The organism is Novosphingobium anseongense, from assembly GCF_037482895.1.
Lineage (GTDB): Bacteria > Pseudomonadota > Alphaproteobacteria > Sphingomonadales > Sphingomonadaceae > Novosphingobium > Novosphingobium anseongense.
Genome location: NZ_JBBHJZ010000003.1, coordinates 102,474 through 128,416 on the forward strand (window position 1 = coordinate 102,474; position 25,943 = coordinate 128,416).

A 25,943-nucleotide genomic window follows, 5' to 3' on the forward strand; every position below is an offset into this window, starting at 1 on the left:
GGTTTCCCCGTCAGCCGTAGCGGCCGGTGATGTAGTCCTTGGTCCGTTCTTCGCGCGGATTGGTGAAGATCGCGTCGGTGTCGCCATACTCGACCATGACGCCGAGGTGGAAAAAGGCCGTGCGCTGCGAGACGCGCGCTGCCTGCTGCATCGAGTGGGTAACGATCACGATCGCGTAACGCTCCTTGAGCTCGTCGATCAGTTCCTCGATGCGCGCGGTCGCGATCGGGTCGAGCGCCGAGCAGGGCTCGTCCATCAGGATCACTTCGGGGCTGACGGCGATGGCGCGCGCGATGCACAGGCGCTGCTGCTGGCCGCCCGAGAGCGCGGTGCCGGCGTCGGTCAGCCGGTCCTTGACCTCGTCCCACAGGCCGGCGCGGCGCAGCGCCTTCTCGACGATCTCGTCCATCTCGCTCTTTCCCGCGGCCAGGCCGTGGATGCGCGCGCCATAGGCGACGTTCTCGAAGATCGACTTGGGGAAGGGGTTCGGCTTCTGGAACACCATGCCGACGCGGGCGCGGAGTTGCACGACGTCCATGCGGCCGTCGTAGATGTCCTCGCCATCGAGCTTGATCGAACCTTCGACGCGGCAGGAGGCGATCGTGTCGTTCATGCGGTTGAGCGTGCGCAGGAAGGTCGACTTGCCGCAGCCCGAAGGGCCGATGAAGGCGGTGACGATGCCCTCGTCTATGTCGATCGACACCTGGTCGATCGCCTTCTTGGCACCGTAGAACACGTCGACGTTGCGCGCGGAGATTTTGGGTGTCGTTGCCATGATTACCAGCGGGTCTCGAACTTGTTGCGCAAATAAATGGCCACACCATTCATCGCGAGGAGGAACACCAGCAGCACGATGATAGCTGCCGAGGTGTTCTGCACGAAACCGGGGTCGATTTCGTCAGACCACAGAAAGATTTGCATGGGCAGCACGCTCGACGGATCGGTGATCCCGCCCGGGGGGGTCGAGACGAAGGCGCGCATGCCGATCATCAGCAGCGGCGCGGTCTCGCCCAGGGCGCGCGCCATGCCGATGATCGTGCCGGTGAGGATGCCTGGCAGGGCCAGCGGCAGGACGTGGTGGAACACGGTCTGCACGGGGCTCGCGCCCACGGCCAGGGCCGCGTCGCGGATCGACGGTGGCACGGCCTTGATCGCGTTGCGGCCCGAGATGACGATGACCGGCATGGTCATCAGCGCCAGGGTCATGCCGCCGACGAGCGGCGACGAGCGCGGCAGATGGGCGAGATTGATGAACACCGCGAGGCCGAGCAGGCCGAAGATGATCGAAGGCACCGCCGCGAGGTTGTTGATCGAGACCTCGACCCATTCGGTCCAGCGGTTTTTCGGCGCGAACTCCTCGAGATAGATCGCCGCGAGGACGCCCATCGGGAAGGACAGCGCCAGGGTCACCAGCATGGTCAGCAGCGAGCCCTTGACCGCGCCCCAGACGCCGGCCGTCGATGCATCGGTCGAATCCGAGCCGAGGAGAAAGTCCAGGCTGAGTCCGCCGATGCCGTTCTTCGCCATGGTGAAGAGCAAGACGGCCAGGAACAGCAGCGAGATAACGATCGAGGCCAGGCCTATCGCACGGAAGCGGCGCTCGGCGGCGTGGCGCTTGGCGAGGCGGCGCTGGGCCGCGGCGGATTGCCAGGTGTCAGTCATAGGCTTCGCGGAACCGCTTCACGACGCGCAGCGCGACGATGTTGAGGACGAGCGTGATGATGAACAGCACGAGGCCGAGCGCGAAGGCCGACAGCGTCTTGGGGCTGTTGAACTCCTGGTCGCCGGTCAGCAGCTGGACGATCTGATAGGTCACCGTGGTCATCGAAGCGAACGGATCGGCCGACAGGCGCGCGGCGGCGCCGGCGGCCATGACGACGATCATCGTCTCGCCGATCGCACGGCTGACTGCGAGCATCACGCCGGCAACGATGCCGGGCAACGCGGCGGGCAGCAGAACCCGCTTGATGGTTTCGCTCTCGGTCGCGCCCATGGCCAGGCTGCCGTCGCGCATCGCCTGCGGCACGGCCGCCATCGAATCGTCGGCCATCGAGGATACGAAGGGGATGATCATCACGCCCATGACCAGGCCCGCAGCGAGCGCGCTTTCGGTCGAGGGATTGTCCTTGCCCATCATCTCGGCGAAGTCGCGCACCATTGGCGCCACGGTCAGCGCCGCGAAGTAGCCATAGACCACGGTCGGGATGCCCGCGAGGATTTCGAGGATCGGCTTGAGCACCTTGCGTGCCGTCGGCGTGGCATATTGCGTCAGGTAGACCGCGCTCATCAGCCCGAGCGGGATCGCGACGATCATGGCGATGATCGCGCCGATGTAGATCGTGCCCCAGAACAGCGGCACCGCGCCGAAGTCCGCGCCGTCGGCGACATCTTTGGGCGACCAGTGGAGGCCGGTGAGGAAGTCGATCGGCGAGATCTGGCTGAAGAACAGGCCGGTCTCGTAGAGCAGCGAGACGACGATGCCGATCGTCGTCAGGATCGCGACCAGCGAGGCCAGCAGCAGCAGGAACATCACCGTGCGCTCGGTCCGCGTGCGTGCCGGGAAGCCCGAACGGACGCGGGTGAAGGCATAGGCGCCGCCAGCAAAAGCGAGCACCAGCGCCAGCACCCCGCCGATCATGGAGTAGCGGAACTGGAGATCGCGCAACGGCTCGGCGAATTCGGTGGCGAGCGGGTTGAACGCCGCCGCGCCCGGATCGCGCGCCAGGTTCCAGGCTTCGGACAGCACGGCGGCGCGGTCCATGTCGATCGTCGGCAGCTTGGCGGCAATCGGCTGGGCCAGGATCGCCGTTTCGACGAGGCCCGGCATGATCGCCTGCCAGGCTGCCCAGGCGATCAGGGCCGGAACGATCAGCCACAGCGCGACGTACCAGCCGTGATAGCCCGGCATCGAATGCAGAGAGCCGCGGCCGGTGTAGAGCAATCGCGCCTTGGACCGCGCGGCGAACCAGCCGACGATGCCCAAGGCGAGGATCGCCGCGAGGACGATGTTCGAGGTCATGGTAAGGGGCTATCCGGCCTTACTTGAGGCCCGACGGGTCCAGCAGGGTCATCTTCGCCGCGATGTCGGCGCTCTTGGCGCGAACGTCCTCGGGGGCGATGACCATGCCCTTCGCCTTCAGGTAGCCGTCAGGCCCCCAGGCCTTGGCCCATTCGGCGACATAGGCCGCCAGGCGGCCCTGGGTGGCGTTCAGGTGCTGCTTCTTGACGTAGAGGAACAGCGGACGCGCACCCGGATAGGTGAAGTCCGAGATCGTCGCATAGGTCGGCGCGATGCCCGACATCGTGACGCCCTTGAGCTTGTCGGGGTTCTCTTCGAGGAAGGAGAAGCCGAACACGCCGACCGCCTTGGGGTTCTGCGCGATCTTCTGAACGATCAGGTTGTCGTTCTCGCCCGAGTCGACATAGGCGCCGTCGTCGCGGACTTCGGTGCAGATCTTCTTGTGCTGGTCGGCGTTCGATTCCTTGAGTGCCTTGGTCGCGGCGTCGGTCTCGCAGCCCTTGGTCAGGATCAGCTCGGCCAGTGCGTCGCGCGTGCCCGAGGTCGAGGGCGGGCCGTAGACCAGGATCGGGATCGCCGGCAGGGCGGGGTTGACCTCGCTCCACAGCTTGGCGGTGTTGGGCTTGCCGAAGGGGTTGGCGGCGATCGCCTTGTAGACGTCGACGGGGGTCAGGGCCATGCCGGGGCCGCCCTTTGCTTCGCCGAAGGCGATGCCGTCGAGGCCGACCTGGATCTCGACGATCTCGGTCACGCCGTTCTTCTTGCACTCTTCGAACTCGGACTTCTTGATCCGGCGCGAGGCGTTCTCGATGTCGGGGTGGCTGGCGCCGACGCCGGCGCAGAACAGCTTCATGCCGGCACCCGTGCCGGTCGATTCGATCACCGGCGACTTGCCGCCGGCGCTGGCCTTTTCGGCGACGGCCGTGGCGAAGGGATAGACGGTCGAGGAGCCGACGGCGCGCACGAAGTCGCGCGATCCCGCGGATCCGCCGCCCGAACTGCCGCAAGCGGCAAGCGCGAGCGTGGAAACTGCGGCAACGGCAAGATTACGGATGATACCCATGGAAAGACCCCTTAGCCTCCGGTTATGAGGCGCTCCTATTGGTCTTCGATGACAGTTCTATGACAAATCGATGACGCATCGAGGACCCGGAAAATAAGGCATTCTCGGCGCCTGTCGTGCGAAATGGTTCTGATGCCGCCGAAAGGCGGCCGTGCGCCGATCAGCCCTTGCGCAGCGGCAGCATCAGCGAGGCGGTCGTGCCTTCGCCCAGCCGGGTGGCGATGTCGAAGCGGCCGCGGTGGCGCTCGACGATGTGCTTGACGATCGACAGGCCCAGGCCGGTGCCGCCGGCCGCGCGGCTGCGGCTGGTGTCGGCGCGGTAGAAGCGCTCGGTCAGCCGCGGCAGGTGTTCGGGCGCGATGCCTTCGCCCTCGTCGCGCACGGTGACCGAGAGCCAGCCCGTATGCGTCGCCTCGAGCGTGACGTGGACCGGCCCACCGGGCTTGCCGTACTTGAGCGCGTTGTCGATGAGGTTGCGGATGACCTGCGCCATCTGCCCGCGGTCACCGGCGATGATTGCGCTCTCGCAATTGGCGCCGACCGAGACGTTGGTGCCCTCGCGGAATTCGCCCGCGACCTCGCGCGCGAGGACGGCGATGTCGACCTCGTCCGAGGGGACCTCGTGCTTGACCGCCTCGATCCGCGACAGCGACATCAGGTCCTCGACCAGGTGCTGCATGCGCAGCGACTCGTGGCGGATGATCTCGAGGAAGCGTTCGCGCGTCGCCGGGTCGTTGCCGGCCTTGGGCGTGAGCAGCGTTTCGACATAGCCGATGATCGCGGCGAGCGGGGTGCGCAGTTCGTGGCTGGCATTGGCGACGAAGTCGGCATGGGCACGCGCGGTGCTGGCCTGGACCGAGAGATCGTAGAGCGTGACGAGTCGTTCGCCCGGACCCACGACCTGGCAATCGACTTCCCAGACCGAGCCGCCGACCGAAAGCCCGTCGATCCGTGCCGAACCGCCGGCGTCGTCGAGAATCACCGAGACCGCCTGGGGATTGCGGATGGCGATGCGCACGTCCTGGCTGACGATATGGCTGCCGAGCAGCGCCTTGGCCGCGGCATTGGCGAAGACCACCTGCCCGCGCGCGACCGCGAGCGCAGGGGTCTGAATCTGTTCGAGCAGGTGGACGCCGTCTAGTGCCATGTGTCGCCTTGTATCGGTTCAGCGCGGCCGGTGGAAGCGGCTCAGGAGGCGTGCGGGCAATGCCCGATCGGAAAGGATCGCCTGCGCGGCGTTGTGCCCCGGCGCGCCGGTCACGCCGCCGCCCGGATGGGCGCCCGAGCCGCAGAGGTAGAGCCCCCGGATCGGCCCGCGATAGTCGCCCTGGCCGAGCACCGGCCGCGCCGACCAGAGCTGGTCGAGGCTCATGCGGCCGTGGAAGATGTCGCCGCCGACCAGGCCGAACTTGCGTTCGAGATCGAGCGGTGAATGGATTTGCCGCGCGATCACGCTGGCGCGGAAATTGGGCGCGTGCCGCGTCACCGTGTCGATGATGCGGTCGGCGGCCGCTTCGCGTTCGTCGTCCCACGAACGACCATCCGGCAATTCGGGCGCAAACTGCTGGCAGAACAGGCTTGCGACGTGTGCGCCGGGCGGGGCCAAACTGTCGTCGAGCGTCGAGGGAATCAGCATCTCGACGATCGGTTCGTGCGACCAGCCGTGCGCGCGAGCATCGTCCCAGGCCTTGTCCATGTAATCGAGCCCGGGGGCGATCACGATGCCGGCAGTATGGTGATCGGCGAGTGTCTTCCCCGGCAGCACGCTGAAGTCGGGCAATTCGGACAGCGCCACGTTCATGCGAAAGGTGCCCGAACCGGTCTTGAAGCCGGCCATGCGTCGGCGGAAATCGGCGTCGAGATCGCCGGGGTCGATCATCCGGCGATAGAGCAGGGCCGGCCCGACATTGGCCGCAACGCGCGGGCTTATGATCTCTTCGCCGCTTTCCAACCGCAAGCCCGCGACCTTGCCGCCATCGACCAGCACCTGCGCCACCGGCGCCTCCAGGCTGATCTCGACGCCGGCGTCGATACAGGCCGCGGCCATGGCCTGAGTGATCGCGCCCATCCCGCCGATGGCGTGGCCCCAGGCGCCCTTGTTGCCGTTCACTTCGCCGAAGACGTGGTGGAGCAGGACATAGGCCGAGCCCGGCGTCGAGACGCCGGCCCAGTTGCCGACCACCGCGTCGAAGGCGAAGGCCGACTTGATCCGGTCGTCCTCGAACCAGAAGTCGAGGAATTCGCGCGCCGACTTGGTGAAGATCGCGAGCAGATCGCGCTGTGCCGCGAGATCGAGCTTGCCGAGCGGCCAGCCCTGGCGCGCTGCCGCGACCAGTTCGGCCAGGCCGCCGCCGGCGTTTGGGGGGATCTCCAGCGCCAGCCCGCGCAGGACGTCGGCGACCTTTTCGAGCGCCGCGTCGTAGGCCGGATAGGCCTCGGCATCGCGCGGGGAGAAGCGCGCGAATTCGGCCCTGGTGCGCGCCATGCCGCCGCCGAGCTTCAGGTGGTCGTTCTCGAAAGGCAGGAAGTTCGACAGCCGTCGCTCGACGATCCGCAGGCCGAACTCGTGCAGCCGCATGTCGGCGATGACCTTGGGCTGGAGCAGACTTACGGTGTAGCTGGCGGTCGAATTGCGAAATCCGGGCGCGAATTCCTCGGTGACTGCCGCGCCGCCGACCAGGTGGCGGCGTTCGAGCACGCGCACGCGCAGGCCGGCCCGCGCCAGGTAGAAGGCACAGACCAGACCGTTGTGCCCGCCGCCCAGAATCAGCGCATCATAGTGCTTGCTCACGCTTTGCCTCCGTGGCCGACTCTTGCCGTGCCATGCTGCGTGTGCGAAACAACACGCATGGGGAGCTTGCCGGGACGGATACCAGTGCAGCGCTTACGGCAGGGGATTCAAGAGTGAGTTTCACCGCAGACCGGCTTCTTCTTTTCGGCGCGACCGGCGATCTGTCCAAGCGGATGCTGTTGCCCTCGCTCTGCGCGCTCGATGCGGACGACCTGCTGCCGGCAAAGCTGCAGATCATCGGTACGGCGCGTTCGGAGCTCGACGACCAGGGCTTTCGCGCGCTCGCGCGCGAAGCGCTGGAGACGTTCCTGCCGGCCGAGCGCCGCGGCAGCCTCGACAGTTTTCTCGAGCGGCTCCATTATCAGCCACTCGATGCGACCCAGCAGGACGGCTTCGCTGCGCTGGCCGACAAGGTCGGCAAACCCGAGCAGGGCCTGGCCATCTTCCTGTCGACCGCGCCGAGTCTGTTCGAGCCGACGATCCACGGCCTGGAACGCGCGGGGCTGACGGGCGACACGGTGCGCATGTGCCTCGAAAAGCCACTCGGCACCGATCTGGAATCGAGCCGGCACATCAACGACGCCGTGGCGAGCGCCTTTCCCGAGGACCGCATCTTCCGCATCGACCATTATCTGGGCAAGGAGACCGTCCAGAACCTTCTCGCGCTGCGCTTCGCCAACATCCTGTTCGAGCCGCTGTGGAACGCGGCGCATATCGATCACGTCCAGATCACCGTCGCCGAGACCGTCGGCCTCGAAGGCCGCGTCTCGTTCTACGACGATGCTGGCGCGCTGCGCGACATGGTGCAGAACCACATGCTCCAGCTGCTCTCGCTGGTGGCGATGGAGCCGCCGTCGAGCTTCGACGCCACGGCCGTACGCGACGAGAAGGTCAAGGTTCTGCGATCCCTGCGCAGCGTCGGCCCCGACGAGACCGTCACCGGCCAATATCGCGCCGGCGCGATCGAAGGAAAGGCCGTGCCCGGCTACGACGACGAGCTGGGCAAGGATTCGGACACCGAGACTTTCGTCGCGATCAAGTCGTACATCGACAATTGGCGCTGGAAGGGCGTGCCCTTCTACCTGCGCACCGGCAAGCGGCTGCCCGAGCGCGTGACCGAAATCGTCGTCCAGTTCCGCAAGGTGCCGCATTCGATCTTCGCCGGGAAGGGGGCCAAGGCCGAACCCAATCGGCTCGTCATCGGCATTCAGCCCGAAGAAAACATCACGCTGTCGTTGATGGCCAAGGTGCCCGGGCTCGATCGCGGCGGCATCCGACTGCGCCCGGTGCCGCTCAACATCGCCATGCAGAACGCCTTTGCTGGCAAGGAGCGGCGCATCGCCTACGAACGCTTGCTGCTCGACCTGATCGAGGGGGACCAGACCTTGTTCGTGCGTCGCGACGAGGTCGAGGCGCAATGGGACTGGGTCGACGCGATCCGTGCCTCCTGGGTAGAGCAGGGCGCCACGCCGAAGAATTACACGGCCGGCTCTTGGGGGCCATCCGCCGCGATTGCGCTGGCCGAACGCGACGGTGTGACGTGGCACGAGTGATGAGCGGATGCGTTGTGTGCAAAGGGCGTGAAGATCAGGAGGTACGACCATGAGCAATCTCAACGCTGAGGTCGCCCGCGTCACCGAAAGGATCGTCGCCAAGTCGCGTGAGAGCCGGCAGCGCTATCTCGATCTCATGGCGCGCGAGGGCGACAAGCACGGTAGCCGCGATTTCCTGTCCTGTTCGAACCTCGCGCACGGCTTTGCCGCCGCGCTCGAAGACAAGGATTCGATCGCAACGGGACGCGGGCCGAACCTCGGCATCGTCACCGCCTATAACGACATGCTCTCGGCGCATCAGCCCTATGGCCGCTATCCCGAGCAGATGAAGCTCTATGCGCGCGAGGTCGGCGCCACGGCGCAGGTCGCGGGCGGCGTGCCGGCGATGTGCGACGGCGTGACCCAGGGTTTCGACGGCATGGAGCTGTCGCTGTTCAGCCGCGACACGATCGCGATGTCGACCGCCGTGGCCATGAGCCATGCGATGTTCGACGGCATGGCGCTGCTGGGCATCTGCGACAAGATCGTCCCCGGCCTGATGATCGGCGCCCTGCGCTTCGGCCATCTGCCCGCGGTGTTCATTCCTTCGGGACCGATGCCCTCGGGCATTTCCAACAAGGAAAAGCAGAAGACCCGCCAGCTCTATGCCGAGGGCAAGGTCGGCCGCGCCGAGTTGCTGGCGAGCGAGAGCGCGAGCTACCATTCGCCCGGAACCTGTACGTTCTACGGCACCGCGAACTCGAACCAGATGATGATGGAGCTGATGGGGCTTCATATGCCGGGTGCCGCCTTCGTGCCGCCGAACACCCCGCTGCGGCAGGCGCTGACCCGCGCCGCGGTCCACCGCTTGGCGGCGATCGGGCGCAACGGCAGCGATCCGCGGCCGATGGCGCAGGTCGTCGACGAGAAGGCGATCGTCAACGCCTGCGTCGGCCTGCTGGCGACGGGCGGTTCGACCAACCATGCGATCCACTTGCCGGCCATGGCGCGCGCGGCGGGAATTCAGCTCGACTGGGAAGACCTAGACCAGCTGTCGGCTGCCGTGCCGCTGATCGCCCACGTCTATCCCAACGGGGCGGCCGACGTGAACCACTTCCACGCCGCGGGCGGCATCAGCTACGTGATCGGCGAACTGCTCGAGACCGGCCTCGCCCATGCCGACGTGCTGACGATCGCTGCGGGGGGCATGGCCGACTATGCGCGCGAGCCCTGGCTCGAGAGCGAAGCTTTGGCTTGGCGCGATGGCCCGAAGACCAGCGGCGATCCGGCTATCCTGCGCAAGGTCGCCGACCCCTTCCTCGCCGATGGCGGCATGCGGCTGGTCCAGGGCAATCTCGGCCGTGGCACGTTCAAGACCAGCGCGGTCGATCCCGCGCGCTGGACGATCGAGGCGCCGGTGCGCGTGTTCGACACGCAGGAGGGCGTGACCGACGCCTTCAAGGCCGGCGAGCTCGACCGGGACGTGATCGTCGTCGTCCGCTTCCAGGGACCGCGCGCCAACGGCATGCCCGAACTGCACAAGCTGACCCCGCCGCTCGGCGTGCTCCAGGACCGCGGCCACAAGGTCGCGCTGGTCACCGACGGGCGCATGTCGGGCGCTTCGGGCAAGGTGCCCGCGGCAATCCACATTACCCCCGAGGCGCTGAACGGCGGCGCGCTGGCGCTGCTGCAGGACGGCGATCTCGTCCGCCTCAGCGCCGAGGAGGGGCGGCTCGACGTGCTGACCGACCTTTCGGGGCGCGAACCCGCGCAATGCCGCGAGGCCTCGGCCGGCATGGGGCGCGAGCTCTTTGCCGTGTTCCGCCATCTCGCCGGCGGCGCCGAGCAGGGCGGTTCGGCGATGTTGGAGATGGCCGGCCTGTGAGGTGGGGGAAGATCTGGTGACCCGCATCGTCGTTGGCGATATCGGCGGGACCAATGCCCGCTTCGCATTGGCAGAGGTCGCGCAGGGGCGCGTGATCTCGCTCGGCGAACCGGTGATCCTGCCGACCAAGCAGCATTCCGGGCTGCCCTCTGCCTGGCAGGCCTATGGCGAACAACTCGGCGAACCCCTGCCGCGCCTTGCCTCGCTCGGGATTGCCGGACCGGTCACGGGCGGGCCGGTCGATTTCAAGAACTCCGACTGGATCGTCTATCCCGATACGATCGAGCAGGACCTCGGCCTCGACCAGGTGCTGCTGCTCAACGATTTCGGGGCCATGGCTCATGCGGTCCACGCGCTCGACCCCGAGCATTTCGTCCACGTCTGCGGCCCTGACGTCCCGCTGCCCGATCATGGGGCCATCTCGGTACTGGGACCGGGCACCGGGCTCGGCGTCGCGGTGCTCCAGCGCACCGCTGGCGGGCCGGTCGTGCTCGAAACCGAGGGCGCGCACATCCATTTCGCGCCGCTCGACGAGACCGAACAGCGGGTCAGCGCGGTCGTCAGCGCGAAGTACGGCCGGACCTCGGTCGAACGCGTGGTCTCGGGTCCCGGTCTCGGCGACGTGGTGCGCGCGCTTTCGCCCGATGACGCTCGCAACGATGCGGCGCTCTGGGAAGCGGCCATCGCCGGCGGCGAACCGGTGCTCGTCGAAGCACTCGATCTGTTTCTCGCGAGCTATGGCGCCGCCACCGGCGATCTCTCGCTCGCGCACGGCGCCATGGGCGTGGCGCTGACCGGCGGGCTCACCAACCGGCTGTTGCACCTGATCGCCGACAGTCGGTTCCACGCGCGGTTCTGCGACAAGGCGCGCTATCGTGCGCGCATGGAGACCGTACCGGTCAAACTCGTCACCCATCCGCAGCCGGGCCTGTTCGGCGCCGCTGCCGCCTTTGCCAGGGAGCACGCATCGTCATGAGCCGCATCGAAACCATCATGCTGACCGCGCCCGTGATCCCGGTGCTGGTGATCGAGGACGTCGCGCACGCCGTGCCGATCGCGCAGGCGCTGGTCGCGGGTGGCCTGCCCGTGCTCGAAGTCACCCTGCGCACCCCGGCTGCGCTCGACGCGATTCGCGCGATGAAGCAGGTGCCCGGCGCGATCGTCGGCGCGGGCACGGTACTCAATCCGGCCCAGCTCGACGCCGCACTCGAAGCCGGTAGCGAGTTCATCGTCTCGCCGGGGCTGACCGAAACGCTGGGCAAGGCGGCGATCGCGGCCGACGTGCCGTTCCTGCCGGGCACGGTGAACGCGGGCGACATCATGCGCGGGCTCGATCTGGGCCTCAACCGCTTCAAGTTCTTCCCGGCGGTGGCATCGGGCGGGATCCCGACCCTATCGGCGCTCGCGAGCGTCTTTGGCGAGGCGCGCTTCTGCCCGACCGGCGGGATCAGCTTCGCCTCGGCACGCGAGTGGCTCGCGCTCGATGCCGTGCTCTGCGTTGGCGGCTCGTGGGTCGTACCCAAGGGCGCGCCCGACGTCGCCGCGATCGAGACCGCCGCACGCGCCGCCAGCGGACTCCGCGCATGAGTTCGGTGGTTCTCGGGGTCGACGATCTCGATCGGCGCTTGCAGGAGCTCCACGCTCGCACTGCCGAAACGCCACTGTTCAATCCGGTCTTCCAGCTCGGGCTAGAACTCTCGCGCCAGCTCGAAAGCGGTGAGCTCTCGCTCGACGCGGTCGAGGGGCTGGTGGCGGAGCTCGAATGCGAGGGACTGCGCGCCCGCGCCGCGCGGCTGCACCGGCTCGTCGCGCCGCTCGAGCCCGAAGCCAACGACGTGCGCCTGCGCGAGCTTGCCGGCGAGGAGGACTTCGTCGCCTTCGCCGCGCGCTGGCAGCGGCCGCTCGCGCATGTCGTCTTCACCGCGCACCCGACCTTCCTTTTGACCAAGGCGCAGACCGAAGCGGTCGCGGCCTCGGCTTCGTCGGGCGAGATCAGCGAGCAGACCACCTGCGTCGCGCCGCACGACCGCGATCACATCACGCTCGATACCGAGCACGAGGCGGCGATGGCCGCCATGGCGCGCGCACAGGATGCGCGCGACCGGATCGCCGGCCTGCTGTTCGATGTCGCCGCCGCGCGCTGGCCCAAGCGCTGGCGCTCGTTCCAGCCGATGCCCGTGCGTCTGGCCAGCTGGGTCGGCTACGACATGGACGGCCGCACCGATATCGGCTGGGCCACCTCGGTGCGCTATCGCCTGATCGAGAAGGCTCTGCGTCTGTCGCGCTACGCCGGAACCTTGCGCGACGCCGCGCCCGCGATCGCCGACCGGCTCGCGCGCGCCGGTGCGCACACCGACCGCATGGTCGAGATCTTCGGCGGCGATCTGACCGATCCCGCCGCGGTTTCCGCCGCCGCCAACCAGCTCACCGAGGATCACGCCGATCGCCTCGTCAGCCTCGCGCCGGTGATCGCCGAGCTCGAGGACGAGGCGCGCACCGCCGATGCCGACACCGCCCGCGTGCTGCTCGTCGCCGCCGCGGCGATGCGTGCCGACGGGCTCGGCATGGGCTGGATCCATTTCCGCGTGAACAGCTCGCAGCTGCAGAACGCGATCCGCCGTCGCATCGACCCGGAGGGCAAGCTCGATCTCGCGAGCCAGGCGGCGCTGGTGAAGATGCGCGAGATGCTGGCCGCGGCCAAGCCGCTGCGCTCGAACTTTGCGGCCCTGGCGATCGAGAACTCGACCGCCGTGCGCCAGTTCCTCGCGATGGCGCAGATCCTCGCCCACGTCGACGCCGACGCGCCGATCCGCATGCTCGTCGCCGAATGCGAGCAGCCGACGACGGTGCTCGCCGCGCTCTATTTCGCGCGGCTGTTCGGGATCGAGGACAAGGTCGATGTCTCGCCGCTGTTCGAGACCGAGTCCGCGCTCGAACACGGCGGGCGTTTCCTCGATGCGGTGCTCGAGGAAGAGGCCTACCGCGACTACGCGCGCAAGCGCGGCCGGGTCTCGATCCAGACGGGTTTTTCCGACGCCGGTCGCTTCGTCGGCCAGATCCCCGCCGCACTGGCGATCGAGCGCCTCCAGGGTCGCCTGGCCGAGGCGATGGCCGCGAACGGGCTGACCGACGTCTCGGCGCTGGTGTTCAATACCCACGGCGAATCGATGGGGCGCGGCGCTCATCCCACGAGCTTCGAAGACCGCCTGGCCTGGCCGATGTCGCCTTGGGCGCGGCGGCGCTTCCTGCGCGCGGGGATCAAGCTCGAACCCGAGGTCTCGTTCCAGGGCGGTGACGGCTACCTGTTCTTCGGTTCGCCCGAGCTGGCCTTCGCCACGCTCACGCGCTTTGCCGAGCAGCCTTTGTGGGAGGCTGACGCCCAGGCCCCGACCGATGCGTTCTACCGCCGCACCGACCTCAGCCTCGATTTCTACCGCGCCGTGCGCAGAGTTCAGCAAGAACATCTGGGCAGCGCCACCTATTCGCGCGCCTTGACCGCCTTCGGGCTCGGCATGCTCAACGATACGGGCAGCCGCAAGTCGCGGCGCCAGTCGGACCTCGCCGCCGACCGGACGATGAGCCTGCGCCAGATCCGCGCGATCCCGCACAATGCGATCCTCCAGCAGCTCGGTTTTCCGGTGAACGTGATCGCGGGCATCGGCACGGCGGCCGAGGGCAACCGCGAGGAAATCGCCGCCTTGCTGCGCGACAGTCCGCGCGGGCGTCAGCTCGTCCGGCTCGTGCGCGCCTCGAACGCGCTCGCTTCTATCAAGACCGTCGCGGCCTATGGCGAGCTGTTCAACTCGGCCTATTGGGCCAGCCGCCCCTATCGCGGCAACGAGCAGCACATCACCGATGCCTGTCTGACCTTGGGCGAATACCTGACCAAGGACGATCGCGCCGGCGTGTTCCGCCGCTTCGCCTCGCGGCTGCGCGTGGATTCCTTGAAGCTCCACCGCCTGTTGGCGCTGCTGCCCGACGAGGCGCCGCTAGCCGATCGCGAGCACGCGCGGCGCAACCTCGGGGTGCTCCAGTCGATCCGTATCGCGCTGCTCCAGCACATGTTCCTGCGTGCGGTGATGGTGCCGCCGTTCAGCCAGGCCAACGACATCAGCCGCGAAGACGTGATCGAGATGGTCTTCACCCTGCGCATCGACGAGGCGCTGGGTCAGTTGCGTCGCGCCTTCCCGATCTCCTTCCCCAAGATCGGCGATTTCGACGTGGCCCAGCCCAGCGACTATCCCGACGAGGGCGCGACCTCCTATGCCGCGATCCACCGCGACTTCATCGACCCGCTTGCGCGGTCGCAGGGTCTGGCGCTGCGGATCACCACGGCGATCGCCGATTCCTTCGGCGCGCACGGTTAGCGGCTGTTAACGCGTGGCGTGCCATAAGCGCCCGTTCCAACCTGTGAGAGACGCGCGATGCCGAGCCTGATCAACGGACGAGTCCTGCTGGGAGCCGCTGTCGTCGGCCTGGTCGCGGTGGCCGGAACGATGATCGTCGCGCATCAGGACAAGGCGCCGCCGGTGGCACGGAAGGGCGCTGCGGTTCAGGTGGCAGCGGCGGCCCCGGCCACGCCCGTGCCTGCGGCTAGCGCGAGCCCAGCGGTCGACGAGGGCTTCACGATCAAGCGCATCCTGCCGATCGAGGGCGCGATCAAGTACGGCGAATGGCACTGGGACGACAAGGACGTGCCCGACGGTCCGATCGTCGTCACGGTCGATCTCGATGCGCGCGTGCTCTCGATCTTCAAGGGCGGCTACGAGATCGGTGCCTCGGCCGTGCTGCTCGGCACCCAGGACAAGCCGACCCCTCTCGGCGTCTTCCCGATCATGCAGAAGAAGGCGCAGCACACCTCGAACCTCTATGATGCCGAGATGCCCTATATGCAGCGACTGACCAACGACGGCGTCGCGCTCCACGCGAGCAACGTGCGCTGGGGCTATGCCAGCCACGGCTGCATCTCGATGCCGCTCGAATTCGCCAAGAAGGTGTTCGAGACCACCAAGGTCGGCGACAAGGTCTACATCACCCGCGGCAAGCAAGTCGGCATGGGCGATTCGCTGACGAGCTGAGTTTTCTCGAGATCCTCCCCTGCAAGGGGAGGTGGCATTCATGTAGTGAATGACGGAGGGGTGTTCCCCTCTCGATGACGTGACACCCCTCCCCCACTCGCTTCGCGAGCGGTCCCCCTCCCCTTACAGGGGAGGATCTTTCTTCGGCGCCCGCCGCACCGGCGCTTTCATGAAAGTCCACACGCCGCGCGCGGGCCGCACGACGAGGCTGCCGATCGAGGCGGTCTCGCCTGCCAGCAGCCTGTCGAACAGCCGCGCCACGGCGCTGCCGCGCGGTTCCTCGCCGTCCATCTGCACGACGATCCGCGTCAGTACGCGCAGCGCGATCGCGCGCGGCGCCTGGGGACGGTAGGTCACACCGAGGCCTTCGGCCGAGACGCATTCGCTCCACTCGCGCCGCGCCGCCCAGTCGAGCGCGGCATCGGCGTCGGCGAGATGGCCCGCGCTCTCGGCCACGGCGGAAACGTCTAGCCAGTCCGCTTCGGCCAGCGCCTTGCGCAGCCGCGCGCGATCGAAGCGATCGTCGGCATTGCTCGGATCCTGTGCGGCGGTGACGCCCGCCGCGGCGACGAATGCCTCAAGCTCGGCCTTGCGCCAGGCGAGCAGCGGACGAAGCAGCGAAATGTCGGTGCCTGGCACCTGGCCGCGTGCGCGCGCGCCTGCGAGCCCGGCGACACCGCTCGCGCGGTTGAGCCGCAGCAGCAGCGTCTCGGCCTGGTCGTCGGCATGATGCGCGGTCAGCACCGCATCGAGCCCGCGCGCCGCAGCCCATTCGGCGAGCGCCGCATAGCGCGCGGCCCGCGCTTCGGATTGGACGTTGCCATGAGCCACGGTGACGGCAAGCACTGCGTGCGGCACGCCGAGCTGAGCGCACAGCTGCGCGACCTCGGTGGCTTCGGCGGCGCTTTCGGCGCGCAGACCGTGATCGACCGTTGCCGCTTCGATCGCGCCCGGCAGCGCCTCGGCGGCGAGCAGCAACAGCGCCAGGCTGTCTGGACCGCCCGAGACCGCGAGGCCCAGCTTGCCCGGCTCGCGCCGCAGCGCTTCCAGGTCCCGAACGAAGCGGCCGATCAGCGCGGGATCGAGAGCCGCCACCTTACTTGGTGCACTTCACCCCGTTGCGGGTGACGTCGTACTGGCTCTTGAGCCGTCCGGCGGCCTCGCTCGCATAGGTCTCGGCGAATTCGGCGAGGGCGATGCAGGCGCGGCTGGTGTCCTTGAGCTGGCGCATCGATTCCGCGAGCAGCAGCAGGCTGTCCGAGGCGCGCGCGCCGGTCTTGTCCGATTGGAAGTTCTGCAGGAACCAGGTCGCCGCATCGCGCGGCTTGCCGTCGTCGAGATAGGCACGGCCGAGCAGGTTGCGCGCATAGCTGATCTTCGCGTGGCGCGGGTAGCGATCCACGTACATCTTCAGCTGCTGCTGCGCTTCGGGATAGAACTTCGCTTCCCAGAGACGGAAGCCGTAGGAATATTCGTCCTCGCCCGTGTCGTTGGTCGCGGGCTTCTGGATCGCGCGGACCGCGGCGACGCGCTGGGCCGAGGCCGGGCCGCTGGCGGCCGCCGTTGACGCAGCGGGGCGCGTCGCGACCGGCGTTGCCGCGGGAGTCGGCTTCGGAGTCGGGGTGACGACCGCGGCTGGCGTGGGAGCAGGCGTCGCGACGGCGGCAACCGGCGCGGGCGTGGGCACGGTGATCGCCGGCGCGGCATCGGTCGGCGCCGGACCCAGGCGCGCCTCGATCAGCGCCACGCGGTTTGCGGTCTGCTCGACCTGCGCGGTCAGCCGCTGGAGCTGCGTCTCCAGCGTCTCCATCCGCGTCAGCAGATCGGTGACGGGTGTGCTCGCGGGCGCGTTGGGGGTGGCCGTCGTAATCTGGCCGGAGCCGATCTCGGGTGTGAAGAACTTGCCGTCGCCGCCTGGGAAGACCTGCCGCTGCAGCGCGCGGATTTCGGCTTCCATCTTGCGGATCCGCGCCTCGGCCATGGTGTCCTGCGCGAAGGCGGGAGTCACGAAGGCCACCTGGGCCGAACCGATCAGCACCACCGCCAGGGCGGACAGTGTCGCCGCCTTCACCGGGCGCACCCGCCCGAGCCATGTCGTCATTATCGCACCTGTTCCCGTATCCTCAGGCCACGGCCTGCCAGCATGCGACCGAACCGAGCATTAACCATACGGTCGCACAAGCTGATTGCCGCAGCGACGCCCCGCTGTCGAGCCTTGGTTATTGTGAAGCTGGGGAAGCTTCGGCCGCCGGTGCGGCGGGGGCCGGCTCCGGCGTGATCGGCGGCAGCGTCAGCGGCGGACGCGTCGCGCGGGGCGAAGGTTGCGGTGCCGGTGTGGCGCGCGCGGTCGGTGCCGCGGAGGGGCGGGCGACGGGCGTGGTGGGCCGGGCTGCCGGAACGGGCGTGCTGCGCTGCGTTGCCGCGGGGGGCGGAGCGGGTGCGGTCTGCGCGGGCGCCGTCACGGCCTGGGCAGGCGCCTGCGGCGCGACGGGAGCCGGAACCGGTAGGCCGCGCGCGAGCAGGGCTGCGGCCGAGACGGGCACGGTGGTGACCACGCGCTTGTCCGCGAGCGGCGCGACCGGTTGTCCGCCGATTGTCACTGCCAGCGCATCGGGCCAGCCGGTGCGCAGCTTGGGCTCGGCCGCGTCGGCGGGAATGGTGAAGCTTTCGCCTTGCGCAAGCTGCTTCTCGAGCAGCTTCTTGCCGCTGGCATCGGTGATCCGCACCCAGACGCCGGCTTCCTTCGCGGTGATCACGACCGCGCCCTGTGCCGTCGGCGCCGCCGCAACCGGTGCTGCGGTCACCACCTTCTTGGCGGCGGGCGGGGGCGCATCCTTGATCAGGTCGGGCAGCGACACGGCCGGGAAGATGTAGCTTCCCCAGAATACGACCACGGCGACCACGACCGCAAGCGCGGCAGCGCCAGCCACCCAGGCGAGACGCACGCTGGGCACGCGGGCCGGGTCGCCGGGCTCGAAGGTCGGTTTGGACGGGGTCTCGACCTCGTCGATCATGTTCAGTTCGACGCGCACGGCCTGTGCGATCTCGCGCTCGTCGATACCCACGGCGCGGGCATAGGCGCGCGAAAAGCCGACGGCGTAGGTGCTCGAGGCGAGATCGGCGAAGCGCTCTTCCTCGATCGCGGCGAGATGGCGCTCGGCGATCTTGGTGCGTGCGGCGATATCTGCGCGGCTCAGCCGCTGCTTCTCACGGGCGAGGCGCAGTCGTGCGCCCACGCTCATCGGGAAATCGAAAGGTACCTGCGGCGTATGTAGATCCTGTTCGGCCATCCGGGTCCCGATCGGAGTTCAAAGCTTGCGCCCGTGCTGAGCCGCAGAGAAACGCGCTCCCGTCCGCCAAGTCAAGCCCGCCCCTGGTCGATCCGCGGGTTGCGCACAAGCGCGTGCGGCCGGGCGGACGGGCATGCGCGATCAGTCGCAGGTTATGCCGTGACGGCAGGTCCAGTCCTCGAGCGCGGCGCGCAGGTTCGGCGGCGGCGCGTCCAGCCAGCCGTCCATCGCCGCCTGGATCCCGCCGAGGTCGATCTTGCGGACCAGTTCCTTGATCGGCCCGATCGCCGCGGGGGTGATCGACAGCCGGCGGATGCCGACGCCGAGCAGCGCCAGCGCTTCGAGCTGGCGGCCGCCCATCTCGCCGCAGACCGTGAGATCGACGGCATGGCCCTCGAGCGAGCGAACGATGCGGCGGATGAAGCGCAGGATCGACGGGCTCAGCCAGTCGTAGCGCTCGGCCAGCTTGGGGTTCGAACGGTCGGCGGCGAAGAGGAACTGGGTGAGGTCGTTGGTACCGATCGACAGGAACGAGAGTCTGGGCGCAAGCACGTCGAGCTGTTCGGCCAGAGCCGGCACTTCGAGCATGGCGCCGTAGCGGATCGCCTCGGGCAACTGCTTCTTGCGCGCCTTGAGGAAAGCGACCTGGCCTTCGAACACCGCCTTGGCCGCGTCGAACTCCCAGGGCTCGGACACCATCGGGAACATGACGTTGAGCGTGCGCCCGGCCGAGGCCTCGAGCAGTGCGCGCGCCTGGGCCTTGAGCAGGCCCTCGCGTTCGAGCGCGACGCGGATCGCGCGCCAGCCCATTGCCGGGTTCTCCTCGCCCTCGCCGTCATCGTGGCGCAGGTAGGGCAGGACCTTGTCGCCGCCGATGTCGACCGTGCGGAACACCACGGGCTTGTCGCCCGCGGTTTCGAGCACTTCGCGGTAGAGCCGCGTCTGCCGCTCGCGCGCGGGCAGGGTGGCCGAGACGAGGAACTGGAACTCGGTGCGGAACAGGCCGATGCCGTCGGCGCCGGTCAGCGCCAGGTTGGGCATGTCGTCGCGCAGGCCGGCGTTCATCATCAAGGTGATGCGCTGGCCATCCTTGGTCACGGGCTCGACGTCGCGCAGCGCGGCATAGGCGGCCTGGCGCTCGCGGCTCTTGGCGAAGCGCGCCTCGAAGGCCTCGGTCAGCGCCTGCGACGGGCGGACGGTGCAGGTGCCCTGGTCGCCGTCGAGCAGCAGGATGTCGCCCTCGCGCACCTGGCCGCGCAGGCCGCGGATGCGGCCGAGCACGGGCACGCCCATGGCGCGCGCGACGATGACGACGTGCGCGGTCAGCGAGCCTTCCTCGAGGATCACGCCCTTCAAACGCCGCTTGTCGTATTCGAGCAGCTCGGCCGGGCCGAGGTTGCGCGCGATCAGGATCGTGTCGTTGCGCAGGCCCTTGCTCGCCGCCGAGCCGAGCTGGCCCGAGACGATGCGCAGCAGCCGGTTCGACAGGTCTTCCAGATCGTGCATGCGATCGGCGAGCAGCGGATCGTCGATCTGGCGCATGCGCATGCGCGTGCGCTGCTGCACGCGCTCGATCGCCGCCTCGGCGGTCAGGCCGGAATCGATCGCCTCGTTGATGCGGCGCGCCCAGCCTTCGTCGTAGGCGAACATCTTGTAGGTCTCGAGAATCTCCTCGTGCTCGCCGCCGACGCCGAATTCGGCCTGCGCCGCCATGCGGTCGATCTGCTCGCGCATCTTGTCGAAGGCGTGGAACACGCGCTGGCGCTCGGCCTCGGTGTCCTCGGCGACGACGTGCTCGATGGTGATGCGCGGCTGGTGGTAGACCGCGCAGCCCGAGGCAAGTCCCTTCACCAAGGTCAGCCCGCGGAGCAGCTCGGGCCCGGTGTGGGCGCCGGTCGTGGCATAGTCGTCCTCGTCGACGAGCTCGGCATTGGCGATGAGCTCGGACAGGACCATCGCCACGGTCTGCAGCGCCTCGATCTCGACCTCTTCGTAGCGGCGCGGTTCGACGTGCTGGACGCCGAGCACGCCGACGCAGCGCTCCTTGCGCACGATCGGCACGCCAGCGAACGAGTGGAACTTGTCCTCGCCCGTTTCGGGGCGATACATGAAGTCGGGATGGGCCGCCGCCTCGGCGAGGTTCAGCGTTTCGATATTGTCGGCGATCGTGCCGACCAGGCCTTCGCCGATCGCCATGCGCGTGACGTGCACGGCTTCCTGCGCCAGGCCACGCGTGGCGAACAGCTCGAGCATGCCCTCGCGCAGCAGATAGATCGAGCAGACCTCGCTATCGAGGCCCTCGCCGATCACCTCGACGACGGTGTTGAGCTTGGCCTGGGCGTGGCTGCGCGAGGCCATGACCTCGTGCAGGCGGTTGAGGATCGTTCTTGCGGCGGCGACGGCTGCGCTGGTCATGCGCCTCGACTAGCCCAAAGCTACGGCTTTGGAAACGCGGCACGGACCTGCGCAACCATTCTCGCTGCAAAAAGTCCGTTAGATATGGGAGAGCTCTTCCTTGATGCGGAGCTTGCGCTTCTTCAGCGACTGAATGACCGTATCATCCGGTAAAGGGCGGTTCAATTCGGCCTGGATCTGCCGTTCCAGGCCCGCATGCTTGTGCTGCAGGGCGCTGAGATGCGATGCGTCCATTTGGGTTGGTCCTCCTTATCGGGCCGACCATCCGGGAAGCGACTCGTTCCCGAGGGGTGCGGCGCGATTGTCAGACAACCATAATCGGCCTATCTTGCGAAGGTGGTAAATGTGACATTTCGGCGAAACGCGGCGAGTCTGCGTTGAGTGGGGATGTTGCCTTTTCCGGCCTCGGCAACCTCGCGGTTCCCAGGCCGGCGATTTGGAGAATGCCCGCGTGAACGATGATGAGCTGCGCAAGCGGCTGGAGGCGCTCCGGATCGAGCACCGCGACCTCGACGCCGCGATCGATGCCCTGGCCAGCGCCGGTGCGAACGATCAGTTGCAGATCGCGCGGCTCAAGAAGCGCAAGTTGCGGCTCAAGGACCAGATCGCGATCGTCGAGGACTATTTGATTCCCGACATCATCGCCTGATCGCCGCCCAGACTCGCCAGAGCGACGAGTCGTGCAGCATCGCTGTTCCACTTTTGCACAGTCCCAAATTGAATCGATAATTGGTATAAATCCCGGTTGCGGCCGGGACTCGCGCGGGCCTATTCCCGCGTGACCATGACAGAACCGGTGACGATCAATCCGCGCATCATCGATGCCCTCTACAGCGAAGCGCTGGTGCTGTCGGACGAGGTACGCGCCGCCTTCATGCTCTCGGGCCGGATCGAGACCGCGGGCCGCGAGGAAGACCTCGCGCGGATCGCCCTGTCCTGCGAGGCGCTGCGCACGACCACGCGGATGATGCACGCCATCGCCTGGCTGCTCAACCACCGCGCCTATTTCATGGGCGAGCTCAGCGAGTTCCAGCTGCGCCGCCACGGCCGCCTCTCGCCCGATGCGGCAGGTGGCGAGCCCGAACGGCTGGCGCTGCTCGATCCCGAGATCCGCGTGCTGATCGGCGCGACCGAGCGCTTCTATGCGCGGCTGATGCGGCTCGACTGCGGCTGGCGCGAGCACGACGTCCAGGCCCCGAGCGCGATCGCCGCGCTGCGCGAGCGCATCCGGATGGCGAGCCGGTAGGCGATCCTCCCCGGCAACGGGGAGGGGGACCGCCCGGGAAGCGGGTGGTGGAGGGGGCTATCCTCCAGAGCTGCGTTCCGTCGAGAACCCCCTCCGTCCCGCGCTCCGCGCGCGCCACCTCCCCGTGCCGGGGAGGATCAAGCGGCTCACACCTTCGCCAGCGCCGCGGCCCACAGCCCCAGCCGCGCCGCGCGCGCCTTCCCGGCCAGCGCCGGTTCGAACCGCCGCACCGCCCCGCGCATTGCCGCAGCCGCCTCGGCGAGCGAGTCGAACAGCCCCGCGCCGAGCCCCGCGAGCATCGCCGCGCCCAGCGCCGTGGTCTCGACGAAGTCGGGCCGCTCGACGGGCAGGGCGAGCATGTCGGCGAGGTCCTGCGCGATCCAGTCGTTGGCGCTCATGCCACCGTCGATGCGCAGCGCGGTCCAGCGCGCGCCGTCGCGGGCGAAGGCCTCGGCCAGGTCGTGCGTCTGCAGCGCCATCGCCTCGAGCGCGGCGCGCACGACGTGGGCCTTGGTCGTGGCGAAGCTCGCGCCGGTGATGGCCCCGCGCGCCTCGGGCCGCCAGTGCGGCGCGCCGAGCCCCGAGAGCGCGGGAACGATGACCAGCCCGCCGCTGTCGGGCACCGAGCGCGCCAGCGCCTCGGTCTCCTGCGCGCTGGCGATCAGCCCCAGCGCGTCGCGCAGCCACTGGATCAGGCTGCCCGCGACGAAGACCGAGCCTTCGAGCGCATAGGTCCGCCGGCCGGCGATCTGGCAGAGCACCGTGCCGAGCAGGCGATTGTCGGAGCGCGGCACGGTCTCGCCCATGTTGGCGAGCACGAAAGCGCCGGTGCCGTAGGTCGCCTTTGTCTCGCCGGGCGACAGGCAGGCCTGGCCCAGAGTCGCCGATTGCTGGTCGCCAACCATTCCGGTGATCGGAATGGCATTACCGAACCATTCGGGTAGGGTCATGCCGATCGCCCCGGCATTGTCGACCACCTGCGGCAGCGCCGCGAGCGGCACGCCAAACAGGTCGCAGAGCCCTTCGTCCCAGGTGGCGCCACTCAGCGGCAGCAGGCTCGTGCGGCTGGCATTGGCCGCGTCGCTGACGTGGGCTCCGCCGGTCAGCTTGAAGGCCAGCCAGGACTCGACCGTGCCCAGCGCCAGCCGCCCGGTCTCGGCGGCGGCGCGGACTTCGGGCACCTGGCCGATCAGCCAGCGCATCTTGGTCGCCGAGAAATAGGGATCGAGCAGCAGCCCGGTCGCGGCCTGGACCGCGGGCTCGTGCCCCGCTTCGCGCAGCGCCGCGCAGGTCTGGGCGCTGCGGCGATCCTGCCAGACCAGCGCGCGCGCCAGCGGCACGCCGCTTGCGCGGTCCCAGGCGACCACGGTCTCGCGCTGGTTGGTGATGCCGAGGCAGGTTACCGGACCGCCCCCTTGCTCGGAAATCTGGCCGAGCACCTCGCGCGCGCAGGCGAGCGTCGCGTCCCAGATCTCCTGGGCATCGTGCTCGACCCAGCCGGGCTGCGGATAGAACTGCGTCAGCGCCCGCTGCGCGAGCGCGCGCTGCCGGCCCGCGCGGTCAAACACCATGGCGCGGGTCGAGGTGGTGCCGGCGTCGAGCACGAGGATCAGGTCGTCGGTCTTAGTCATGATGCCTGCTCCCTCGCGCGTCGGTTTGCGGGCTGCGTTTCAGCATTCCTGGCGGGGGAAGGCCAGACTTTCTCGTGTGCAGGCGGCCGGTGTGGCGGACGCTCGCTCTGTCAACCCCGTCATCCCCGCGAAGGCGGGGATCCATCTCGGGTGTTGCCCGACGGCCCAGACTGCAAATCTTGGCGAAACCCGCACGATGGATCTCCGCCTTCGCGAGGGTGACGAAACGGGGCGATCTCTGGCCGTTTTTGGGGATTTACGTAGGGATTTGCACTCTGCAAACTCAACTTTGGATCAATTCGTCCAGTTTAAATAACCGATACGGTAAATTTCGATTGTTATGTAGGATTGTTCTCGTCATGTTCCCGTTGAGCCTGGGAGCATGCACATGCCAATCGACCGTATTCCTGAGCAGAAATCCATCAATCGCCTCGCTTTCGATCACTATCTTCGAACCGGACAGCGGCTGACCAAAGCCGAGTGGCTGTCTCGACAAGAGCGCAAGTTCAACCCGTATCACGACGAAGTTGGCCGCTTCACTTCGGCGCCGGGCGTGACGGTGAGTTGGGGAGCTACAGTCGCGCGGGATAGCCAATCGGATGGCAAGCGCAAGGAAGCCGTCGGGGTAAGGCAATTGCGGGCCCGGCATCGGCGGCGAACCTTGTCGAACTCGCCTGATCGAGAGGCGGCTATTCCCAAGCCACCAGCGCAGGTTAGCGCCGGATATACCAGCGAGTTCATGCGCGATAACACGGCGCAAGCTGGCAATGCTGACACATATTTCGAACTGAACAAGCGGCAGGCGGGACTCAATCGCTTGCGCGAGGCGGCCGGGCCAAACCCTAGTGCAGCAGTTCGGGCCGATCTGGATGATTTTCAGGCTCGACTCGATGCCAATCGGGTGTTGTTGGAAGAAAGGGCAAAGGTTGCCGACCGAGAAGTTGGGGAGGTCCTGCGAGCCGGAATGGCTCCGTACAACTGGGCGGCCAGCGGGATCAACATCGTAAACGGGCGTGGCGAGCTTCGTGACTATCTTGCGTTCGCGGACTTCATTCCATTCGGCGGCATAGCGAGTAGGCTCGCCAGAGCGGGCCTAGCGAGGGCTGGTACAAGAGTCGCGACAGAGGCTATTGATGTCGCAACGGTCCAGTATCGAGCCGTAGGCGGCTCGCATGCTCAGGTTGTAAGGGCAAGACCACCGGGTTCTGAAGCTAATCATATCCCTCCAGACTCGGTCAATGGCCTAAGATATGGTGAAGGCCCCGCAATCCCCATGACGATCCCGCATCACAGAGACACAGCAAGTTGGGGGAGTTGGATTAGTGCGAAAAGGCACAGAAAGCTTCAGAAGGAGCTCATTGACAAGGGCGATTTTCGCGGAGCTCAACAAATGGATATTGATGATATTCGGGAAAAATTTGGCAACATATATGATGAATATATCGAGCAAATGTTGAAGTATTCCAAAGATAAGGGGTACATAAAGTGAAATTTACGATTTATCCCTTGAGGGGCGTCCAGAATATCGAATTTGGAATGAGCTCGGAGCAAGTGGCGTCTATTATGAAGGCCGCACCGGAGAAGTTTTTCAGAGGAGGGAGGGGTGAAGGAGGCGGCAAGTTCCCATCCGACCATTACCATGAGCAAGGGGTGTTTTTTTACTACGACGATGACGGGCATCTTGAGGGAATCGAATTTGCCACTCCCGCCGAACCCGAATTTGGCGGCGTGAACTTTCTTCAAATTCCGGCGTCGCATGCAGTCGCGATTGTCGCAGGGATCGATCCCGATGCGTCTGTAGATAATGAGGGGGTGATCTCGCGTAAACTGAGCTTGGCAATCTGGTCTCCGAATGTCGGAGATAGCCCGGATGCGCCTGCGGAGAGTATGGCAATTGGCCGGGCAGGCAGTTATGATTCAGTGTAGTTCCGGCCGCAACATGCGGTGCATGTTGCGGGCCGTGCGGCGCGGTTTCCTTTGGCGTCCAGCGCGA

At 67.4% G+C, this 25,943-nt stretch carries 22 protein-coding genes; 10 read left to right on the forward strand and 12 right to left on the reverse strand.

Going from position 1 to position 25,943, the window contains the following annotated elements:
• Positions 1-10 precede the first annotated feature (10 nt).
• From pstB to WG901_RS14535, 6 genes are all read right to left on the reverse strand, one after another.
• Entirely contained in the window at positions 11-775 is a 765-nt protein-coding gene (gene pstB / locus WG901_RS14510; protein ID WP_339587808.1) for a phosphate ABC transporter ATP-binding protein PstB, read from the reverse strand.
• A gap of 2 nt (positions 776-777) precedes the next feature.
• Positions 778-1,662, reverse strand: coding sequence for a phosphate ABC transporter permease PstA (gene pstA, locus WG901_RS14515; protein ID WP_339587809.1), 885 nt, complete (start codon positions 1,660-1,662; stop codon positions 778-780).
• Positions 1,655-3,019 carry a phosphate ABC transporter permease subunit PstC gene (gene pstC / locus WG901_RS14520; protein WP_339587810.1) on the reverse strand — a complete coding sequence of 455 codons (1,365 nt, stop codon included), beginning with the start codon at positions 3,017-3,019 and terminating at the stop codon, positions 1,655-1,657. The genes pstA and pstC overlap by 8 nt, the downstream gene beginning before the upstream one ends.
• A 19-nt stretch (positions 3,020-3,038) precedes the next feature.
• Complete coding sequence (locus tag WG901_RS14525; RefSeq protein WP_339587811.1) at positions 3,039-4,082, reverse strand: substrate-binding domain-containing protein; 1,044 nt, start codon at positions 4,080-4,082, stop codon at positions 3,039-3,041.
• Between the two features lie 160 nt (positions 4,083-4,242).
• Positions 4,243-5,229 carry a sensor histidine kinase gene (locus WG901_RS14530; protein WP_339587812.1) on the reverse strand — a complete coding sequence of 329 codons (987 nt, stop codon included), beginning with the start codon at positions 5,227-5,229 and terminating at the stop codon, positions 4,243-4,245.
• Positions 5,230-5,247: 18 nt separating this feature from the next.
• Positions 5,248-6,873 (reverse strand): phytoene desaturase family protein, encoded by a 1,626-nt coding sequence (locus WG901_RS14535; RefSeq protein WP_339587813.1) that lies wholly within the window; start codon positions 6,871-6,873, stop codon positions 5,248-5,250.
• A gap of 113 nt (positions 6,874-6,986) precedes the next feature.
• Here WG901_RS14535 and zwf point away from each other — a divergent pair, with 113 nt between their 5' ends.
• Genes zwf through WG901_RS14565 form a run of 6 tightly spaced genes read left to right on the forward strand, consistent with a single transcriptional unit; the run spans position 6,987 to position 15,368 of the window.
• Positions 6,987-8,426 (forward strand): glucose-6-phosphate dehydrogenase, encoded by a 1,440-nt coding sequence (gene zwf / locus WG901_RS14540; RefSeq protein ID WP_339587814.1) that lies wholly within the window; start codon positions 6,987-6,989, stop codon positions 8,424-8,426.
• A gap of 49 nt (positions 8,427-8,475) precedes the next feature.
• Positions 8,476-10,290, forward strand: coding sequence for a phosphogluconate dehydratase (gene edd, locus WG901_RS14545; RefSeq protein WP_339587815.1), 1,815 nt, complete (start codon positions 8,476-8,478; stop codon positions 10,288-10,290).
• Between the two features lie 16 nt (positions 10,291-10,306).
• The gene (locus WG901_RS14550) at positions 10,307-11,266 is read left to right on the forward strand and encodes a glucokinase (RefSeq protein WP_339587816.1); all 960 of its coding nucleotides are present in this window, start codon (positions 10,307-10,309) and stop codon (positions 11,264-11,266) included.
• Positions 11,263-11,877, forward strand: a complete 615-nt coding sequence (eda, locus tag WG901_RS14555; protein WP_339587817.1) for a bifunctional 4-hydroxy-2-oxoglutarate aldolase/2-dehydro-3-deoxy-phosphogluconate aldolase — start codon at positions 11,263-11,265, stop codon at positions 11,875-11,877. The genes WG901_RS14550 and eda overlap by 4 nt, the downstream gene beginning before the upstream one ends.
• A complete protein-coding gene (locus tag WG901_RS14560) occupies positions 11,874-14,657 on the forward strand; it encodes a phosphoenolpyruvate carboxylase (RefSeq protein ID WP_339587818.1) in 2,784 nt (927 codons plus the stop codon). Before eda ends, WG901_RS14560 begins: the two co-directional genes overlap by 4 nt.
• 57 nt (positions 14,658-14,714) lie before the next feature.
• Positions 14,715-15,368, forward strand: coding sequence for a L,D-transpeptidase family protein (locus WG901_RS14565; RefSeq protein WP_339587819.1), 654 nt, complete (start codon positions 14,715-14,717; stop codon positions 15,366-15,368).
• Positions 15,369-15,491: 123 nt separating this feature from the next.
• On the opposite strand, the gene tilS is transcribed toward WG901_RS14565, so the two are convergent.
• The 5 genes from tilS to WG901_RS14590 all read right to left on the reverse strand — a co-directional run bounded on the left by tilS (position 15,492) and on the right by WG901_RS14590 (position 21,307).
• Positions 15,492-16,463, reverse strand: coding sequence for a tRNA lysidine(34) synthetase TilS (tilS, locus tag WG901_RS14570; RefSeq protein ID WP_339587820.1), 972 nt, complete (start codon positions 16,461-16,463; stop codon positions 15,492-15,494).
• 1 nt (position 16,464) lies between these two features.
• A complete protein-coding gene (locus tag WG901_RS14575) occupies positions 16,465-17,469 on the reverse strand; it encodes a tetratricopeptide repeat protein (protein WP_339587821.1) in 1,005 nt (334 codons plus the stop codon).
• Between the two features lie 118 nt (positions 17,470-17,587).
• On the reverse strand, positions 17,588-18,610 hold the full coding sequence (locus WG901_RS14580; RefSeq protein ID WP_339587822.1) for a helix-turn-helix domain-containing protein: 1,023 nt from the start codon (positions 18,608-18,610) through the stop codon (positions 17,588-17,590).
• Positions 18,611-18,799: 189 nt separating this feature from the next.
• Complete coding sequence (ptsP, locus tag WG901_RS14585) at positions 18,800-21,073, reverse strand: phosphoenolpyruvate--protein phosphotransferase (protein WP_339587823.1); 2,274 nt, start codon at positions 21,071-21,073, stop codon at positions 18,800-18,802.
• A gap of 78 nt (positions 21,074-21,151) precedes the next feature.
• On the reverse strand, positions 21,152-21,307 hold the full coding sequence (locus tag WG901_RS14590; RefSeq protein WP_339587824.1) for a YdcH family protein: 156 nt from the start codon (positions 21,305-21,307) through the stop codon (positions 21,152-21,154).
• Positions 21,308-21,524: 217 nt separating this feature from the next.
• Between WG901_RS14590 and WG901_RS14595 the strand changes: the two genes are divergently transcribed.
• Together WG901_RS14595 and WG901_RS14600 are read left to right on the forward strand one after the other, a co-directional pair.
• A complete protein-coding gene (locus tag WG901_RS14595; protein ID WP_339587825.1) occupies positions 21,525-21,722 on the forward strand; it encodes a YdcH family protein in 198 nt (65 codons plus the stop codon).
• 135 nt (positions 21,723-21,857) lie between these two features.
• Entirely contained in the window at positions 21,858-22,319 is a 462-nt protein-coding gene (locus tag WG901_RS14600; RefSeq protein ID WP_339588418.1) for a DUF1465 family protein, read from the forward strand.
• Positions 22,320-22,465: 146 nt separating this feature from the next.
• Here WG901_RS14600 and glpK read toward each other — a convergent pair whose 3' ends face one another.
• Positions 22,466-23,950, reverse strand: coding sequence for a glycerol kinase GlpK (gene glpK / locus WG901_RS14605; protein ID WP_339587826.1), 1,485 nt, complete (start codon positions 23,948-23,950; stop codon positions 22,466-22,468).
• A 388-nt stretch (positions 23,951-24,338) separates the two neighbouring features.
• On the opposite strand from glpK, the gene WG901_RS14610 reads away from it, so the two are divergent.
• Entirely contained in the window at positions 24,339-25,439 is a 1,101-nt protein-coding gene (locus WG901_RS14610; RefSeq protein ID WP_339587827.1) for a hypothetical protein, read from the forward strand.
• The gene (locus WG901_RS14615) at positions 25,436-25,876 is read left to right on the forward strand and encodes a hypothetical protein (RefSeq protein ID WP_339587828.1); all 441 of its coding nucleotides are present in this window, start codon (positions 25,436-25,438) and stop codon (positions 25,874-25,876) included. The genes WG901_RS14610 and WG901_RS14615 overlap by 4 nt, the downstream gene beginning before the upstream one ends.
• The last annotated feature ends 67 nt before the right edge of the window (positions 25,877-25,943 follow it).

Excerpts from the sequence above, each read along its gene's own strand:
- WG901_RS14600 (WP_339588418.1), top strand. The coding sequence starts at position 21,858 with ATGACAGAACCGGTGACGATCAATCCGCGCATCATCGATGCCCTCTAC.
- pstB (WP_339587808.1), bottom strand. The coding sequence starts at position 775 with ATGGCAACGACACCCAAAATCTCCGCGCGCAACGTCGACGTGTTCTAC.
- eda (WP_339587817.1), top strand. The coding sequence starts at position 11,263 with ATGAGCCGCATCGAAACCATCATGCTGACCGCGCCCGTGATCCCGGTG.
- glpK (WP_339587826.1), bottom strand. The coding sequence starts at position 23,950 with ATGACTAAGACCGACGACCTGATCCTCGTGCTCGACGCCGGCACCACC.
- WG901_RS14610 (WP_339587827.1), top strand. The coding sequence starts at position 24,339 with ATGCCAATCGACCGTATTCCTGAGCAGAAATCCATCAATCGCCTCGCT.
- WG901_RS14560 (WP_339587818.1), top strand. The coding sequence starts at position 11,874 with ATGAGTTCGGTGGTTCTCGGGGTCGACGATCTCGATCGGCGCTTGCAG.
- WG901_RS14590 (WP_339587824.1), bottom strand. The coding sequence starts at position 21,307 with ATGGACGCATCGCATCTCAGCGCCCTGCAGCACAAGCATGCGGGCCTG.
- edd (WP_339587815.1), top strand. The coding sequence starts at position 8,476 with ATGAGCAATCTCAACGCTGAGGTCGCCCGCGTCACCGAAAGGATCGTC.
- WG901_RS14575 (WP_339587821.1), bottom strand. The coding sequence starts at position 17,469 with ATGACGACATGGCTCGGGCGGGTGCGCCCGGTGAAGGCGGCGACACTG.
- WG901_RS14565 (WP_339587819.1), top strand. The coding sequence starts at position 14,715 with ATGCCGAGCCTGATCAACGGACGAGTCCTGCTGGGAGCCGCTGTCGTC.
- WG901_RS14530 (WP_339587812.1), bottom strand. The coding sequence starts at position 5,229 with ATGGCACTAGACGGCGTCCACCTGCTCGAACAGATTCAGACCCCTGCG.
- pstA (WP_339587809.1), bottom strand. The coding sequence starts at position 1,662 with ATGACTGACACCTGGCAATCCGCCGCGGCCCAGCGCCGCCTCGCCAAG.
- WG901_RS14525 (WP_339587811.1), bottom strand. The coding sequence starts at position 4,082 with ATGGGTATCATCCGTAATCTTGCCGTTGCCGCAGTTTCCACGCTCGCG.
- WG901_RS14580 (WP_339587822.1), bottom strand. The coding sequence starts at position 18,610 with ATGAGCGTGGGCGCACGACTGCGCCTCGCCCGTGAGAAGCAGCGGCTG.
- ptsP (WP_339587823.1), bottom strand. The coding sequence starts at position 21,073 with ATGACCAGCGCAGCCGTCGCCGCCGCAAGAACGATCCTCAACCGCCTG.
- pstC (WP_339587810.1), bottom strand. The coding sequence starts at position 3,019 with ATGACCTCGAACATCGTCCTCGCGGCGATCCTCGCCTTGGGCATCGTC.